This is a genomic window from Coriobacteriia bacterium (genome assembly GCA_018368455.1).
In the GTDB taxonomy this organism is placed as follows: Bacteria; Actinomycetota; Coriobacteriia; order Coriobacteriales; family UMGS124; genus JAGZEG01.
The window spans coordinates 166,687-184,189 of sequence record JAGZEG010000004.1 but is presented as its reverse complement, the minus strand read 5'-3'; the positions used below and the strand labels follow the sequence as shown (position 1 = coordinate 184,189).

The 17,503-nt window shown below is 66.4% G+C and carries 13 protein-coding genes; 3 read left to right on the top strand and 10 right to left on the bottom strand.

Annotated elements, in window-relative coordinates; translation table 11 throughout:
* Window positions 1–144 precede the first annotated feature (144 nt).
* From KHZ24_03910 to KHZ24_03900, 3 genes are read left to right on the top strand one after another with little or no spacing between them, the layout of a single operon-like run.
* Entirely contained in the window at window positions 145–1,221 is a 1,077-nt protein-coding gene (locus tag KHZ24_03910; protein ID MBS5450344.1) for an iron ABC transporter permease, read from the top strand.
* A 2-nt stretch (window positions 1,222–1,223) separates the two neighbouring features.
* The gene (locus KHZ24_03905) at window positions 1,224–2,270 is read left to right on the top strand and encodes an iron ABC transporter permease (GenBank protein ID MBS5450343.1); all 1,047 of its coding nucleotides are present in this window, start codon (window positions 1,224–1,226) and stop codon (window positions 2,268–2,270) included.
* Window positions 2,270–3,124, top strand: a complete 855-nt coding sequence (locus KHZ24_03900; GenBank protein ID MBS5450342.1) for an ABC transporter ATP-binding protein — start codon at window positions 2,270–2,272, stop codon at window positions 3,122–3,124. Before KHZ24_03905 ends, KHZ24_03900 begins: the two co-directional genes overlap by 1 nt.
* A gap of 324 nt (window positions 3,125–3,448) precedes the next feature.
* Here KHZ24_03900 and KHZ24_03895 read toward each other — a convergent pair whose 3' ends face one another.
* The 10 genes from KHZ24_03895 to KHZ24_03850 form a co-directional block, all read right to left on the bottom strand.
* On the bottom strand, window positions 3,449–3,652 hold the full coding sequence (locus KHZ24_03895) for a cold-shock protein (GenBank protein MBS5450341.1): 204 nt from the start codon (window positions 3,650–3,652) through the stop codon (window positions 3,449–3,451).
* A 1,799-nt stretch (window positions 3,653–5,451) separates the two neighbouring features.
* Window positions 5,452–8,277: an ABC transporter permease gene (locus tag KHZ24_03890; GenBank protein MBS5450340.1), complete on the bottom strand. Its 2,826-nt coding sequence runs from the start codon at window positions 8,275–8,277 to the stop codon at window positions 5,452–5,454.
* On the bottom strand, window positions 8,278–8,958 hold the full coding sequence (locus KHZ24_03885; protein MBS5450339.1) for an ABC transporter ATP-binding protein: 681 nt from the start codon (window positions 8,956–8,958) through the stop codon (window positions 8,278–8,280).
* Between the two features lie 156 nt (window positions 8,959–9,114).
* Window positions 9,115–9,756, bottom strand: a complete 642-nt coding sequence (locus tag KHZ24_03880; protein ID MBS5450338.1) for an ATP-binding cassette domain-containing protein — start codon at window positions 9,754–9,756, stop codon at window positions 9,115–9,117.
* A gap of 91 nt (window positions 9,757–9,847) precedes the next feature.
* Window positions 9,848–12,139, bottom strand: a complete 2,292-nt coding sequence (locus KHZ24_03875; protein ID MBS5450337.1) for a hypothetical protein — start codon at window positions 12,137–12,139, stop codon at window positions 9,848–9,850.
* A 207-nt stretch (window positions 12,140–12,346) separates the two neighbouring features.
* Complete coding sequence (locus tag KHZ24_03870; GenBank protein ID MBS5450336.1) at window positions 12,347–13,462, bottom strand: HAMP domain-containing histidine kinase; 1,116 nt, start codon at window positions 13,460–13,462, stop codon at window positions 12,347–12,349.
* A complete protein-coding gene (locus tag KHZ24_03865) occupies window positions 13,459–14,181 on the bottom strand; it encodes a response regulator transcription factor (protein MBS5450335.1) in 723 nt (240 codons plus the stop codon). The genes KHZ24_03870 and KHZ24_03865 overlap by 4 nt, the downstream gene beginning before the upstream one ends.
* Window positions 14,182–14,322: 141 nt before the next feature.
* Window positions 14,323–14,979: a reverse gyrase gene (locus tag KHZ24_03860; GenBank protein MBS5450334.1), complete on the bottom strand. Its 657-nt coding sequence runs from the start codon at window positions 14,977–14,979 to the stop codon at window positions 14,323–14,325.
* Window positions 14,976–16,313, bottom strand: coding sequence for an alcohol acetyltransferase (locus KHZ24_03855; GenBank protein ID MBS5450333.1), 1,338 nt, complete (start codon window positions 16,311–16,313; stop codon window positions 14,976–14,978). The genes KHZ24_03860 and KHZ24_03855 overlap by 4 nt, the downstream gene beginning before the upstream one ends.
* Window positions 16,277–17,305: an alpha/beta hydrolase gene (locus tag KHZ24_03850; protein ID MBS5450332.1), complete on the bottom strand. Its 1,029-nt coding sequence runs from the start codon at window positions 17,303–17,305 to the stop codon at window positions 16,277–16,279. The genes KHZ24_03855 and KHZ24_03850 overlap by 37 nt, the downstream gene beginning before the upstream one ends.
* Window positions 17,306–17,503: the final 198 nt, after the last annotated feature.

Sequence of the window (17,503 nt, the reverse complement as noted above, 5' to 3'; positions counted from 1 at the left end):
GGCGCGGGACGCGACATCGCAGCTGATGCGCGACGCTATTTCGCCGTCGGCCCCTCTTCGCGGGCCGACGGCGTTTCGCGTATCTGCCCGCGGCACCGCCGGGAGGCAACGACACGCCGGGCACGTAATCGTAGGTAGGGAGCTATGCCAGACAACAAACCACCCCAGGGAGGCGGGACGGCGGCAAGCGCGCCCAGCCTTCCCCGAGCCGCGCGCGTCGCCATCGGATGCGGACTCACGCTGTTGTTCCTCCTCGTCAGCGCGCTGTCACTTGCGCTCGGCACGCGGGCGATCCCGCTCGGCGACGTCGCGAGCTTCATGCTCGGCCAGGCCGATCCCGAGAGCTTTACGGCGCGCGTGCTCATGCAGCGCGTGCCCCGCACGCTGTTCTCGCTGCTGGCCGGCGCTGCACTCGGCGTGTCGGGCCTGCTCATGCAGTCCGTGACGCGCAACCCCATCGCCGACCCCTCCATCCTTGGCGTCAACTCGGGAGCGGCGCTCGCCGTCGTATGCGGCATCGCGTTCGCCCATATCACGACGACGGGCCAGTACATGGCGTTCGCGATGGCAGGCGGAGCCGTCACGGCGCTGCTCGTCTACGGCGTGGGCTCGGCCGGCTCGGGGGGTGCGACGCCGCTCAAGCTCGCGCTGTCCGGAACCGCCGTGTCCGTGGCCCTGTCGAGCCTCGTCAGCATCGTCATCATGCCGCGCAACAACGTCATGGACCAGTTCCGCTTCTGGCAGATCGGCAGCGTCGGCGGCTCGACATGGGACGAGATCCTCGGCTTTCTGCCCGCACTCGTCATCGGAGTCGCCGTTGCGCTCATCATGGCGCCATCACTCGAGGTGCTTGCGCTCGGCGACGACGCTGCCGTGGGCCTGGGCGCGCGTCCCGGCCTCATCCGCATGGTCGCCTCTGCAGCAGCTGTGCTCCTGTGCGCCGGCGTCACGGCACTCGCCGGCCCCATCGGCTTCGTCGGCCTCATGGTGCCCCATGCCGTACGACTCGTGTGGCGCTCGGCGAGCCTGCGAACGGTAACGCTGCTCTCCGCAGGCGTCGGTGCGCTGCTGCTCACGGTGTCCGACGTCATCGGCCGCGTCATCGGCGGTTCGGGCGAGGTCGAGGTCGGCATCGTCACGGCCGTCATCGGCGCGCCGGTCTTCATCATCATCGCCATCCGCGCCAGCGGGGCGTCCACCGGCGTCGAGGAGGCGAAGTAGCCATGGCAGACAGCACATCCATCACCGACGCCGACCTGGCCCCACTGCGCGAGAGCATGGCCCGGGGGCGCCGACGCCTCGCCGTTCTGTGCGGGGTGCTCGCGCTCATCGTCTGCGGGCTCGTCGCCGCTGTTCTGACGATCGGCAACACGCTGTACTCCCCCGCCCTCGTGTGGTCCGTCCTGACCGGCGCACAGGTCGAAGACGCGACGTATGCCATCTGGGAGGTACGCCTACCGCGCCTGCTTGCTGGTCTGCTCGTGGGCTTTGCGTTCGGCGTCGCCGGCAACACGTTCCAGACGATGCTGCGCAACCCCCTGGCCAGCCCCGACGTCATCGGCATCACGTCCGGCGCCAGCACGGCGGCCGTGTTCTGCATTCTCGTGCTGGGCTGGGGGCCGAGCCAGGCCTCCCCTGTCGCCATCGCAGCGAGCCTGCTACTGGCGGCGGCGATCTACGGGCTGTCGACCATCCGCGGGTTTTCGAGCGGCAAGCTCATCCTCGTCGGCCTGGGCGTGCAGGCGCTCACGAAGGCGCTGACGTCGTACCTGCTGCTCAAGGCCGCCGCCTACGACGTGCCGGCCGCGCTGCGCTGGCTGTCGGGCAGCCTGAACGGCGTCGCGCTCAACGACGTGCCTCTGCTCGTGCTCGTTATCCCGCTCGCCGTGGTCGTCGTGTGCCTCGGACGCCGGCTACGCGTACTCGAACTTGGCGACGAAACAGCCACGATGTTGGGCGTGCGCCCCAACGTGACGCGCGCGGCGCTCATCGTGTGCTCCGTGGTCATGATCGCCCTGGGCACGGCCGTCACCGGGCCCATCGCGTGCGTGACGTTCCTCGCCGGGCCCATCGCCACCCGGTTGCTCGGCCAGCAGGGCTCGGCAAGCATCCCCGCCGGGCTCGTCGGCGTCATCCTCGTGCTCGCGGCCGATGTCATCGGCCAGAACTTCCTGGGCACGCGCTTCCCCGTCGGCGTCGTCACCGGCCTGCTCGGCACGCCGTACCTGCTGTACCTGCTGGTTTCCATGAACAAGAAGGGCTCGATGTGATGAACGCGACACAGACAGCACGCGACGTAGCTCCGGCCCAGGGCGCGCGCGGACACGCTCAAACGCTCTCGGCGACGGGCCTGACAACCGGGTATGAGACGCGCACCATCATCAAGGACATGGACATCCGCATCCCCGACGGCAAGATATCCGTCATCATCGGCGGTAACGGGTGCGGCAAGTCAACGCTGCTCAAGACGCTCGCGCGCCTGCTCAAGCCGAGCGCGGGCCAGGTGCTCATCGACGGGCAGGCCATCGCGACCATACCGACGAAGAAGGTGGCGCAGAGGCTCGGCCTGCTGCCGCAGAGCTCTCTGGTACCCGATGGCATCCGTGTGAGCGACCTCGTGGCGCGCGGCCGATTCCCCTATCAGAGTTTCATGAAGGGCCTGCAGCGCGAAGACTACGAGGCAGTACACGAGGCCATGGAGCTCATGGGCATCCTCGAGCTCATGGACCGGCCTGTCGACGCGCTCTCGGGCGGACAGCGGCAGCGCGTGTGGATCGCCATGGCTCTGGCGCAGCAGACCGACATCCTGCTGCTCGACGAGCCCACGACGTATCTGGACATCGCCTATCAGGTGGAGATCCTCGACCTGCTGTGCGATCTCAACCGCCAGCGCGGCACGACCATCGCGATGGTGTTGCACGACATCAACCTCTCGGCGCGCTACGCCGACTACATGTTCGCGCTCAAACAGGGGACGCTGCTCTACGAAGGGACGCCACGCGAAGTCGTGACCGCCGAGACGATGCGCGTCATCTTCGACCTGGACTGCGCCGTCATCGACGACCCGGTGTCCGGCACGCCCCTCATCGTGCCGCGCGGAAGGCACCACCGCGTCGACGCGTAGGGTTTCGGATGCGAACAGCGCCGCCTGCCCTCCGCGTGAAAACGGTAGGCAGGCGGCGCAGCGATGCTGGTACCGGCGTCGAGCGTGTCGGCTTCGCCCCCCGGCGCCGGGCTTTTCTTTTGGCGACTTACGTCCGTACGTCGATGCCCTCGGGTGTAAGCCGCACCCATGTATTAGCTGCACCCTGCCCCATCCGCAGGCTGACATTGGCTATTTTGGGCATTTGACTTGCACGTCAGCGGCGCCTGTTTCTTACGCACGAAAAAGGGGAGGCAACCTTTTGGCTGCCTCCCCCCAGCATCAACTTTATGAAGTGTGCTTGGCTTAGAGCTTGTGAACGTTGGAAGCCTGGAGCTTGCCGTTCTGGCCGGTCGTGATGTCGAACTCGACCTTCTGGCCCTCGTCCAGGGTCTTGAAGCCGTCCATCTGAATCTCGGAGAAGTGGACGAACAGATCGTCGCCGTCCTCACGAGAGATGAAGCCGTAGCCCTTGTCCGGATTGAACCACTTAACAGTACCCTGAGCCATTTCTTGCCTTTCTTTCTTACCCCGAAGGGCAAACCAAGCACGCACCTCGACAAAGGCTTGTGCAACACTGCGTGGCCGTGTTAGCCGCACGCCGGATATCATACCCGCCGCCATCCCCCGTTTCATCGAGACCGTAAAACTTTTTTTTGATTTCCTCAACTTGGGCGACGCTTGCGAAAATGACGCGACGCACACAGCCCGCCCGCACGCAAGGCGCCCGCGGCGGGTATAAGGCGCGCACGGGACCAAGCCGGCCCATATCCCCTGTACCGTGCGACAGCATGTGCCCGCCACATGCGCAACCTGGGGAGGCCGACATGTCCCTGACAGCATCCTGCACTCACTCTGACCGCGCCACTTCTCCCGTCTGTCTCGCGGGGTTCTCCGCCCTGGAATACTGGCGGTGCGCCGAGCGGCCCCGCGCACAGCATCGCATGCCCGACTACCCAGACGAGCTGCTTTTCGGCACGCCCGACGCCCGCCAGCTGCGCCTGCTCGACGACCGCTGGAAGCAGGTACTCCGCTGCCCGGTGGAGGTACTCGTTCTCGATCGGAGCCACCGAGGAAGCTCACCTCTACTCCACTATCGATATTGCGGCCTCGGCCTACCGGGCGGCGCAGTGGTAAGGGGCATCGGCGAGACCCTCGTCTGTTCACCGGAGCTTTGCTTCCTACAGCTCGCCAGCCAGCTGACCCTGGAGGAGCTCGTTCATCTTGGATTCGAGTTGTGCGGGACATACGCGCCTCCGCGCTCAGGGACTACGAGGCTCGTCGAGCGATCCGCGCCACTGAGCAGCCTCGAAAGCATCGCGGCTCTGCTGGACCATATGCCGCGGGCACGCGGTATAGCGCGGGCTCGCCGCGCCCTGGCTCACGTCATGGAGTCGAGCGCGTCTCCAATGGAAAGCATCCAGGCCCTGCTGTTTTGCATGCCCCGACGACTCGGAGGAATTGGCATCCCTCATGCGCGCTTGAATTGCGCCGTAGAGTTCGATGAAGAGGCTCGGAAGATTTCCGGGGGAAGGGCGCGCGCCGTCTGCGACATGCTGTGGCCGGGGCTTGCCGTGGAGTATGAAGGCCGCGCCTTTCATGAGGGAGAGATGAATCTTCGGAGAGATCGTGCCCGCTCTAATGCCCTGGCACACATGGGGATTCGGACAATCTCGGTCTATGACGAGCACATCCGCAGCATCGCAAAGACCTGGGAAATTGGAGCAGAGATAGCACGCGCCGTGGGGTTTAGGCTGCGGCCTCGATGCTATGACGAGACACAGCCCTGTCTGCAGCTGAGACGCTCGATTCTGCGGAGCCCCTCGGGGACAGCGGAACCACTGTGGCCAGGACACCGCGGCGAAAGGCCCCTGCTGGCGGAGGTCCTGGGCGAGTGCTAGGGGAAAACCGCCCTCCGCACCCAGACTCTGGGCAAAGTATGACCCCACAGGGGACGACGAGTGCCCCAATGGCAAGAAAGGGCCAGAATGCGGTAATTTCAAATGTGGGCTGGCAAGTATGGGGCCTAGTGCGGTGGACAAGCAAGAAAATCGGGCTTCCCGGACCATCAACGGGTCCCGTCCTGGACACTCGTATCCCAGGAAGCTGGGGTTTTGTCGGATGGCTCCGAGCACGGTACCAAACCATCACCGCACTAGCGTCCATTCTTGCCAGTGCGCGTTCCGGTTTACCGCACTAGGCGGCTTTCTTGCCAAACGGGCGTGTCTTCGACGCCTCGCGTGCCACGGGTTGATGCAAGCATGGGATCCGGCTGGGGCGGAGCTCCGCCCCAGCCGGGTCGCCACGAACTAGACGGCCTCCGTGCGCAGGATGCTAACGAGATCGGCCTCGCGCACGCGACGCTGGGCGAGAGCCCCGGCGGCGAGCGTCACGAGTAACACGACCGCGAGCGCAGGCAGCACGCCCCATGGCAGCACAAACTGAGCGCCGGCAACCGTACGCGACAGCGACACCCAGAACAGCAGGGACACGACCATCGCGATCGGCACGGCCCACAGCGCCACGCGCCCCGTATGCAGCAGGCACTCGCACACGAGCTCGCCGCGCATACCCCGTCTCGTCAGGCCGCAGCTGCGCAGCATGGCGAGCTCTCGCTGCCGCAGTACAACGCTCGTGTACATCGCGTTGAACGTCCCCGTCAGAGCGATGAGCGTCACGATGGCCGCAAACGACCACAGGAAGACCTGCGCCATCAGGTTGTTCGCCGTCGACATCGCCTCGGCTGCCGCCCGGTTGTACAGCCGCACCGGAGAGAGGCCGACATCCTGCAGCACGCCCGTGAGGGAGGCCTGCGCCTGCGCGTCGTCTGCCGCCCGAAACCACACGCTCCATGAGCGCGCGGGAAAGAGCGGGGCGTTGGCGGCGTCAGCGACATGCGGCGCCACGGTTTGGGCAGCCGAGAGAGGCAGGAGAAACGTAGGCTCCTCGGGCACGCCAACCCACCAGGGAACGTCCTCGCAGAGCGCGCCCACCTCAAAGCCGATGGGAACAACCAGTCCGTCAACCGGCATGTCGGAGAGACGCTGCGCCTCGTCAGAGAGATCAGGCGGCAGTACACCCGAAGAAGCGCTCGCCAGCACTTCCTCATTGACGCCCACATATGCCGCCACCGCAAAAGCCGCGCGCGCGAATGGAGCCACCGTGCTGTAGTGCGTGCCGTCGTTAAGGCGCATGCGATTCACGGCGACGGCACGAGGGTGTTCGGCGTCCATGAGCTCGTTCGCCGACAGTCCCCGCTCCTCAAGCCAGGCGCGATAGGCGTTATCGTCGACGAACTGGACAGTGGAGCTCGCACGGCCTTCGGGCATCGCGGCGAGGTAATCCGAGTTGAACGCGTCGGCAGGCGTCGCACCGTCACTGACGCGCACGGGCATCCCGGTCAGGCTCAGGGCATATGTGCTGTCGTCGACGCCCGCGGCCCGGCCGAGACGGCGGGCGATGACCTGCGGCGTGAGGTCGGCGTCGTCCGAGTCGATGTTGGATTCGCTAAACGAGTAGCGCAGGTCGTAGCCATCGCCGAACTCATCCGACGCAGATGGCGTCACGGCTCCGAGAAACGAGCCGGAGTACGCGCCGACGAGCAGCGCCGTCACAACGAGCGTGACGCCCGTGACGAGCGATACCGTGACCGCGCGACGGGGGCGGGCGTCGCGTCGGAAGCTGCGAGCCGCAAGCAGACCGCTCACGCCGAACAGCCGTCCCATGACGCGCCCGCTCCCCTGCACGCGGGCAGGTACCCGCACGTCGGAGGCCGAACGGATGGCATCGACGGCCGTCATGCGAGAGGCTCGCCGGGCTGGACCCCATGCGGAGAGCAACGTCGTGACGAGTGCCAGCACGAGGGCGATGATAGCCATGACCGGAGAGAGCGCCACGTGGAACGCGACGCTCTCGGCTCCGTCCGACAGCGCGCCCACGATGGTGCCACGCGCCGCCGTCAGCACAGCCGCGGCTCCGGCATATCCGACAACGATGCCAAAAGGAGCGGCGATGAGGTCGATCACAAGCGCCTCGCGCAGCACGAGGCCGCGCAGCTGGCGCGGGGTGGCACCCACGGAGCTCAGCAGCCCGAACTGCCGCGTGCGTTGTGTGACGGACACAGCGAACGCGTTGCGAATGAGCAGCGTAGACGCCACGACGACCACGGCGCACACCACGATCGCAAAGCCGAGCATCGTGAGGTAGATGCCGCGATCGAGCGAGAACGACGTGACGCTGTTGACGTTGTGGTTTTCGTACAACAGTGCGTGGGAGCCAGATGGCGCGCCCTTTTCGCCGGCATGCACGATCTGGGCGAGGACGGCCACCGACGCCGTGGGATCGGTGACGCCAACCCACAGCTGATAGGCAGAGGGGGCATCTCCGGCGTCCTGCAACAGCGGATCGGAGGCAACCGTCAGGGCAGGATAGCCCGCCTCGAACGACCCGGGTATGCCCGCCGCATACGTCAGCGCGGCGTTGTCCGCGTAGAAGCCCACGACCGTGAACGTGCGATCAACGGTATCGACAAGCGTCTCGTCCAGCGACGCGCCGCGATCGGCCTGACGCGCCTGATCGGCCCAGCCCAAAAGCGCTCCGTCCGAAGCGCGTCGCACGCCCACCTGCAGCGTAAGCTCGTCGCCAAGCCGCGCCTCGATGACGCCGCTGTCGACGAGCGCCTGCGGCAGCACGATCTCGCCGACATCCTGGGGCATCCTGCCAGACGTGAGGTGCAAGGCCGTCAGATACTCGAGCGCCGAGACGTCTCCGACATCGGGAGACATACCGCTCACGTGCAGGTACGGCGTGAGCGTCGTGCTCGTGTCGATTCGCGCGTACCCCTCGTCGGAAAGCCATGCCACCCGGGTGACGCCCGGCGTCTGTGCGGCACGGGCCACGGCGTCGCGCGAGACGCCGGAAGCCGCGGCGTTGTACGCGCCCGACGTCGCGCGAGCCACGTCGCCGACGTAGAGGTAGACGCTCTGGGCAGAGACGCCCACGGCGAGAAACAAAGCGCAGGCCAACGCGATGCCCACGATCGTCACGACGGTGCGCACACGGTTCTTAGCCAGGCTGCGCCACGTAAAGGCCAACAGCACGCTCCGACGACGCGCGTGCGGCTCGAGGGCGGCCATCTAGCGCACCCGCTCGTCGCTGGCGATGCGGCCGTCGGCGATGCTGATGACGCGGTCAGCCTGTAGCGCGATGTTTTGGTCGTGCGTCACCATGATGAGCGTCTGGCCGAGCTCCTTGTTCGAGCGACGCAGCAGGGCCACGATCTCCGCGGAGTTCTTCGAGTCGAGGTTGCCCGTCGGCTCGTCGGCCAGGACGATGGAAGGGTTGTTCGCCAGCGCACGCCCGATGCTCACGCGCTGCTGCTGGCCACCGGACAGCTGGTTGGGCAGGCTGTGCTCACGTCCCGTAAGACCGAGCGTCTCGATGAGCCGGGCGATGGCGGCGTCGTCAGGCGTGCGGCCGTCCAGCAAGATGGGCAGCTCGATGTTCTCGAGCACGTCAAGCACGGGCACGAGGTTGAAGAACTGGTAGACGATACCGACCTCGCGGCGACGGAATATGGCAAGCCGCTCGTCGTCGCGCGAGAACACGTCCTCGCCGTTGACGTAGACGGAACCCGACGTCGGCCGGTCGACAGCACCGAGAATGTGCAGCAGCGTCGACTTGCCCGACCCGGACGCGCCGACAATGGCGACGAACTCGCCGCGCTCGACAGACAGGCTCACGCCGTCGAGCGAGCGCACCTGCGAGACGCCTTGCCCATAGACCCTCGTAACGTTTTCGGCCCGCAGTATCTCCATGGGGCGATCCTTTCTCGTGCGTAGTGGCGTCGCTCCGAAGGGCAGCAACACCCTGGCGTGCATCGTCTCACAGGCTACGCAAACAACGCTCGGTGCAAGTGACAGGCGACACGACAGGCTCGTGACAGATGCGTCACGGAGGCTTCGGAGTGCACCCTACAGGCAGACGCGCTGCGTGACGCAGGCAGCGTCCGCCACAACCGGATCGTGCGTCACGACGACGACCGTCTTGCCGGCCTCGTTGAGCTCGCTCAGCACGCCGAGCACAACGTCGCGGTTGGCGGCGTCGAGGTTGCCCGTCGGCTCGTCGGCAAACACGTAGGACGGATCCTTGCACACGAGGCGCGCGAGGGCGACGCGCTGTTGCTCGCCACCGGAGAGCTGGTAGACGCGCTTGGGAAGCGTCACGTCGGCGTCGAGCCCCACCTGGGCCAACGCGGCGCGCATCGTCGCGAGCCGCTCGGAGCGCCCTCGCACATCAGAGCGGTAGGCAAGCGCCACGTCGAGGTTGGAGCGCACGGTCTCATCCTCCATGAGCGCGAAGTCCTGGAAGAGAAAGCCTGCCTGGCGCCGGTGAAACAGCAGAGCCGGTCGGCCGGGTCGCAGAGGCACGCCGTCAACGAGAACAGTGCCGGCGTCGGGCCGCTCGAGGCCGCCCATCACGTTGAGCAGCGTCGTCTTGCCCGCACCTGAGGGCCCTGTGATCGTCAGGAACGCGCCGTCCTCCACAGACAGGCAGAGATCATCGAGGACCGTTCGATCGCCGAAGCGCTTCGTAACACCGGAAAGCTGCAGCATGAGAACCTCCTTGATACATAGGTAGGTGGGCGGAGAGGAAGCAAAGATCCCTTCCGCCGGCGTTGGCAAGCGCTCGAAAACGCAGACGCGACTATCCCTCGCCCTTGAGCGCGAGAGCCACCTGAGCGCGCTGGGCCAGCCAGCAGCACGCCAGCGTCACGAGTAGGTCGGCCGCAGGCAGCGCTAGCCGCACGCCGAGCGCGACATCTCCCGGCCACGCAAGCGCCAGCGCCGCCGTCAGCGTCACGGACAGCGCGACCATCGGACCCGCCACGCGCGCCATCGGCCATCCGTGCAGCCGGCGCACCATCACCTGCCTGCGGTGCTGGACGTACCAGCACGTCGCGAACAGGTAGACGCACAGCACGGCACCCCCGACGAGCAGGCCCTCGCACAGCAGACCGAGCACGAGCTGTTGGCGCACCCGCGCGAGCTCGTCGGCGCGCTGGTCGTAGACGGAATCCACCGTGTTGAGCATGTCCTGAGCGTCGAAGCGCTCCGCCGTCTCGCGCAGCGGCGCCGTCGGGTCGTAGGGGTCGGCCTCGAAGTAGCACGACGACGTCATCCATGCGTAGTAGAAGCTCACGTCAGCCTCGTGGTCGTCCACGACGACAAGCGGGTCAACGATACGGTTGCCCGTGTCGGCAGCGACGGCAGAGTGGTACGTAAACCAGCCCATGCCGTCAGGCACGTAGATGATGTTGACGCGCAGATCGTCTTGCGTGATGTCCAGAGGCTCCTCGCCGGCAGACTCGGCGTAGATGCCCTGAACCGTCACCTTCATGAAGTAGAAGTCCTCGAGGAACAGTTGGCGAATCTCATCCTCGTGCTCGCGCAGGCTCTCCGGGACGAGGACGGTACGCGTGAGTCCGGACTCATCGCGGGAGAGCAGCTCACGCACGTCGGTGCCGTTGACGTCGGCGACAGGCCACTTCTCCAGGTAGTTCTCGTTTACGGTGATAGAGCGGCCGTACGGGGACCACCAGGGATCCTGGCTATAGCTGTCGGGCCCCGTGTTCACCTCCCACAGCTGCCGCCCGTCGTACATGTTCGAGAAGTTCGTCACGTACGCGAGCACAAGCCCCCGCTCATCGCGCAGCGCCTGGTAGGTGGCGTCGACTTTTCGCTCGTAGACCCGCTGCGTCGCCCAGTCGCCCGAGTGCTCGGCAGCGGACTGCCCAGCATCTTTCACCGCGACGTGATATGTGTCGGCCACGCGGTTCCAGGCGTCGTTAGCGGCATCGGCCTTCCTCAGCGTCTCGAGCTGGCCCGATATCTGGACAACGCCCACGAGCACAACGGCGAGCACCGCATATTTGAGCACGAACTGCAAGGCCGTCAGCGTGGCAAACGGTCGCTTGCCCGCGATGACGCGCGCCACGCCGTAGCGAGCATTCTGGATGGCGGTCGTCAGCGCAAGCACAAGCAGGGCGAGCGCGAGCAGCCCCAACGAGCAGGTGAGGTCGACGAGCAGAAAGGCCGGAAGTGCAGGTAGGCTCTGCAAGGCAACGCCAACGACGACAGCGGCGCCCACGGCACACGCAACCCACGACGCCGCGACGCACGGAGCAAGGCGGGCGGCGTGCCACGCGAGGATGCGCACCAGGCCGTTGCCCTCGAGCCGAAGGATGGCGACGTCGCGCGCGTCCCGAATGGCGTAGCGCACGCAGGCAAACACCGTGAGGAAGGCGAGCAGGGCCGCCGCCCCGGCAAAGATCGGATTCATGAACAGCCAGGCAAGCAGAATGTCAGAGCCAGATGGCACGACGACAACGCCGCCGCCCCCGAAGGAGGAGCCGGAACCCCCGGATTCCCCGGCCCCAACGGGCACGGGGCTCTGCCCGTCCAGACGGGAGGCGGGGCCCACATGGGTGCGCAGGTAGGCGAGAATCTCCTCGACCTTCATCGGGTCAGTCGTTCGCAGATGCAGCTCGCCAAGGTAGGAGTCGCGGTGCTCGAGCGTGTCCAGCGGGTGGATGAGGACTTGCTGCTGGGGCGCGAAGAGCTCAAAGCGGCCGACCTGCAGGTCCGAGCCTGTATCGGAACTCGCAACGTACGCGTCGCTCTCCTGGTCTCCGGGAGGAAACGCCCCCTCCACGAGCCTCACCCGTCCGCCAAGCGTCATGTCGCTCGCATAGACGTCGGTGATCCGAGCGCTTGACGAGACGACGCGCTCGACGTCGACGCCAAACTGCTCGGGAATGGCCTCGACCCACTGGCGGACGCTCGTTCCGTTGAGCACGTCGGCACGTCCCGTCAGCAGGACGGGCGTCACGCCTTGGTACGTGAGGTCTGTAACGGCCGTGCTCGACCAGGAAACGCCGAAGCACGTCAGCACGACGGCGGTGACACAGGCGAACAGGGTGGCGAGAATCCTTTTCATGGCTATGCCTCCCGCACGGGCCCGCGGCCTTAAGCGCACCCCTTGCGGGAGCACGCCCACGACACCCGGCAAACCGGGTCAGCGAGCCAATCCAACACGTTCGGCTTTCAGCCTAGCGGTGTTAGCGTTGTCGCAGGTGACAGGGGGACACGGCCGCGGTGACGGATCCGTCACGAACGGCAGGCTTGTAAGAGATTCGACGGCCCGCTACACCACAATGTGGGGAAACGTCAACTCGAAGCGAGCACCACCGTGGATTCCGTTGCTAGCCGTCAGCGTACCGCCCTGGGCCGTGACGAGCGTGCGCGCCAGCGCCAACCCGATGCCGGCCGAACCGGGCGCCGAGCCCTCCCCCTTGTAGAAGCGCTCGAAGACGTGTGGCAGATCGGCTGCCGAGATGCCCGGGCCCGTGTCGCTCACGACGATGCGCGTCGCCAGGGCGCCGCGCGACGCCTCGACGCGCAGAACGCCGCCGGCGGGCGTGTGCTCCATGCAGTTTTTCAGGATGTTGGCGAGCGCCTCGCGGCTCCACCCTGGATCGCCCTCGAACACCTCATCGCCGCTAGCGAGGTGCGCCTCGAACGTCTGGTCTTTGAGCTCGAGCGCGATGCGCAGCGGCTCGACGGCCTCCCGCACGAGATCGGCAACGCGAACAGGCTCGCACGCCACGCGCAGAGCCTTCGCGTCGGCCCGGGCCAGCAGGAGCAGCGTCGTCGCCAGCCAACTGAGGTGGTCGACCTGGGAACGCAGGTCGCGCGTAAGCCGGCAGCGGCGATCCTCGCCGATGTCGGGGCGGCCGAGCAACTCGAGCGTCAGCGCTATGGCGGCCAGCGGCGTGCGCAGCTGGTGGGAGATGTCGGCAAGCGAGTCGGCGAGAGCATCGCGCTCGACCTGGAGGCCCGTTGCCTGGTCGCGTAGGCGCGCCGCCATCTTTTGGAGCTCGTTTTCGAGCACGGCAAGCTCACCCTCGCCGTATGCACCGAACGGCTGTGTCGTCATCGGGTCGCGCAGCACAAGGTCGACGCGCTCGGCGAGACCGGCGATGCGCCGGCGACGAACGTGATCCGCCCCGACGAACGCGACACCCACGAGCACGCAACTCGCGGCGCACACGAGGCCCGCCACGGCGCCGGCGCGAACCGATATGCCCGCAAAGCCGCTCAGCATCCGCGTCAGCACGCCAGTCGCCACACCGCCAAGCACACCGACCGCCAGAGCGCACGCGCCGACAAGCACCAGCTGCCGAGTCGTGCTCCCTCCCGACAGCCGCTCGACGGCGCGGCCCCACAAAGCCGTCGGGTGTCCGACAGCGCCCTCGCTCACAGCTGCACCTCGCCCGTCGCCGAGCCCTCCCCCGCCACGCGATAACCGATGCCGCGCACCGTCGTGATGAGGCGCGGGCTGCTCGGGTCGTCCTCGATCTTGTCGCGCAGGCGCTTCACGTAGACCGTCAGCGTGTTGTCCTCGACGTACTCGCCGGCAGCGTCCCAGATGGCATCAGCGAGCTGGGCGCGGCTCAGGATGGCTCCGGGCGCGTTCATGAACGTGAGAAGCAGGCGATATTCAAGCGCCGAGAGAAACAGCTCACGTCCCGCCTTCGTCGCGACGCCGCGCGCTGTGTCCAAACGCACGTCACCCAGCGACAGCACGGCCTGCTGGCGACCGCTGCGACGCAGTACGCTGCGGATGCGGCTCACGAGTTCGCGCGGCCGAAACGGCTTGCTCACGTAGTCGTCAGCACCCATGTCGAGGCCTGCCACCGTCGAGAACTCGTCGTTGGCCGCCGTGAGGAATATGACAGGCACACCGCCGTCGGGCCGCGCCTTGGCCGCCGCGCACACCGCAAAGCCCGTACCCTGGGCAAGTCCTATGTCGACAAGCGCCACGTCAAAGCGCTCCGCCGCGAGCAACGACAGCGCCCCGTCCTGCGTGGACGTCGAGCGCACGAAGAAGCCCTCGCCGCCGAGAAACCCCGTGAGCCGGGCAACAAGCGTGGGGTCATCCTCGACGAGGAGCAGACGCGCAGGGGCAGATGAAGGCATGGCAGGTGACAGGGGCATGAAAGCGCTCGCTTTCGACAAGGCGCAGGGAGCGGAGGGCCACCATCCATTGTAAGCCGCCCCACATCGCCATGAGACCGTCCGCGCGACTATGACGCCTTCGTCACTCGCTGTGGACTGCCCCTACGCCGCAAACAGCTTGCGCAGCTCGGCGACGAGGCGCTCGTGCATGAACACGACGAGGGCGAGCAGCAGCACGCAGGCAACGAGGGCACTCACGTACGCCAGGATGTCCCACGTCGTCAGGCCCGTCGCCACGAGAGCCAGCGGGCAGATGCCCAGAACGACGTCGAACAGCAGGTATTTGGCGTAGCCCGATACGAACGTCCCTCGGAACACGCAGACGAGCACCGCGTCGAACACGAGCGCCAGCAGACAGATGCTCGGTATGACGTACGTCGTCACGACGAGGTTGCCCGTCAGCGCAAACCAGACGAAGGCGAGCAGCAGCAAGATGAGGAAGTAGCGCACGACGAGCCGCAGGAAGTCGGGCGTGTGCATGAGCATGTGGCGCACGAACGCATAGTTAACGAGCAGCGCAACGCACCCCGTTGCCACGATGCCGCCCGGCAGGTGCAGCATCAGGCCGAGGAAGATGAGCGCGAGCACACCGAGCCCCGTCACGAACGCAAGCACTCGCAGCGCCATGGCCCCGGAACGACGCACCTGATTGCGCGGAAACGGCGCGCGACTCGGCTCGCCGGAGAGGCGCGCTTGGCACAGCGGGCAAAGGTCGAGGTCGCCTGCCACGTCGATACCGCACTTGTCGCAGCGTCTCATCGCCGCGCCCCCTTTCCCTGCGCCGTCCCACGGCGCTCCCCCATGCGGCGCACGGACAGCTCGAACTGCGTCTCGACGCGATCCTGCGCCAGGTCCTCGCGCGTGCGGTTGACGTTGAGCCGCGCGGGCACGCCCCGGGCCGTGAACGTCCGCGCGAAGTTCTTCACGACGTTGGGGTTGGAGAACACCGTGGAGACACCGATGCTCAGGTCGTCGCCAAACGAGCACAGCGTCACGTTGAGCCCCCGCGTCGACGTCAGGATGTTGATGTCGCGCACGTAGGGCGTCAAGCGCTCGTCCAGCCGGATGACGCCGAGGTTCGAGACCGTCGTCGTTGTCTGACCGGCGACCATGTGGTCAGCGAGCGCGAGCACGGCGTCCTTGAGCACGAGCGGGGCAAAGCGCAGCAGCGGGTTCTTCTCGAGCGCGACCATGGCGTTCATCCTGAGCTTGAGCTGCTCGGGGTCGATGACGCCCTTGAGCTGGGCGTGCACGATGCGCGCGACCTCTTCGAGGCCCGCGTCGGGATCGTGCGCCGGCACCCACGACACGTAGGCGAGGCCAAAGAAGTTCTTCGCCGTGACCGAGGGAAAGAACTGGCGCAGGTCAACGGGGACGTCGAGCACGATCGCCTTGCCGCGATCGCGCTGGGCCATCTCGTCGCGAATGGCGACCATGAGCGCCGCGATGACGAGCGACGTCAGGCTCACGCCCAGGCCGCGGGCCAAGCTCAGAACCGGCTTCACGCTCAGGTGCAGCTCGAAGAACGTGGGGTCGGCCGTGTCACGCCAGCCCGTGAGGTGATAGGCGCGTGGCGGCTTGGAGCTGCCGGCCGCCCGCCGGTCGAAGTACTTGTCGAAGCTATCCTCGGCCTTCTGCGCGTCGGAGCCATCGTACTCCTCGCTCACGCCCTCCACGTCGTAGCGCCGCTGGATGTAGGCGCTGAGCAGGGCCTTGAAGAACGACAGGCTGCCCCGACCGTCCGAGACGATGTGCGACACCTCGAAGTTGATGCGCGGCCCGTAGTAGCTCACGCGGAACAGCACGCTGCGCGCGTTGGCATGTAGGCCGTAGCAGATGGGCAGGATCTCAGCCTCGACGAGCGGCGTGGTGGACGCCTGCTGCAGATAGTGCCAGAAAAAGCCGCTGCGCAGGCAGACGTTAAAGCTCGGAAACAGCTCGACCGTCGCGTCGAGAGCTTGTTGTAGCACGGCCGGGTCCACGTCGTCGGCGAGCGTCGCGGCGTAGCGGAAAACCGTCTGCGTCGTGCTGCCCGCCTGGGAGGCGTAGAACTTGCCTACATTGTCGAGTCGGTACCACTGATCTCGAGCCACGACGGGTCCTCTTCCGATTGCACGAGCTCGTCACCGTCAAGGAAGTGCCGCATGATGCGATACGTGTCTTTGACGATGTCGAGCACAGACGGGTAGAGAAGATACCCATGAACGGCATCGAGTACACGGTAGCACGACACGTCGGCACCAGCCTGCGCAAGACGAGCGGCGTAGGCCTCGCCCTCGTCGCGCAACGGGCAATATTCGGCCGTCATGACGAGCGTGCGAGGCTGACCCGAGAGGTCAGGGGCAAGCAACGGCGCAAAATAGGGGTTCTTGCGGTCGCGGGGATCAGAGGCGTACAGGTCCATGTACCCCTCGACCTCCTCGGACGTCAGCAGGTAGTCGTGGCCGTTGTCGCGCACAGAGTCGAAGCGCGACGTCGGCGTGTGATCGTCGTAGGTGGCGGGGTAGAGCAGCATCTGGGGACGTGGCTCGAACTCGCCGCGGTCACGCGCCATGAGCGAGACAACAGCCGCGAGGTTGCCGCCTGCGCTGTCGCCGAACAGCGTGACATGGGCAGGGTCGACGTCGGGGAGCAGCTCGCCGGAGAGCAACTGGCGCATGGCGGCATAGCAGTCCTCGGGAGCCGTCGGGAAGCGGTGCTCGGGGGCGCGGCGATAGTCGACGGCAACGACGCGCCGCTCGAGCATGACGGCCGTGCGGGCGCAGGCGTCGGAGTAGAAGTCGACATCGCCGTTGACCCAGCCGCCGCCGTGGAAGAACAGAATCGTGCCGCGGAAGTCTTCACTGACCTGGAGCCCCTCGGCAAACGAGAAGTCTATGTCACGTGGCGTGAACACGCGCAGCGGGATGTCGTAACCGTCGTCGGCGTGCGCCGTAATGTCGCTCGTGGAGCAGCGCAGGTTGGGCAGACCCATGCCCGAGGCGACGTCCTCCATGACGCGTTGGGCTTTGTAGCTCTTGCGGATGTCGGCCTTGAGCCGCGAGGCCGCCTTGAACGCGGCGAGTACCGCCTTGTTGATAGCCATGGGGTCAGGGCCTCCTCTTGGGGTCGATGCGGGGATGCGGGGCCACAGTACCCCGTCTGCCTCTCGTATACCCCAAAAGACGAGCCAATGTTATCGACGCCCCCGGCTTGTTATGCCACCAAAATGAGCGGCGCAACTCAGCCCACCAGTATCCCAGCCTCCAAAATCGGAAGGCCGCCCCAGCTCAGACGAGTTTTT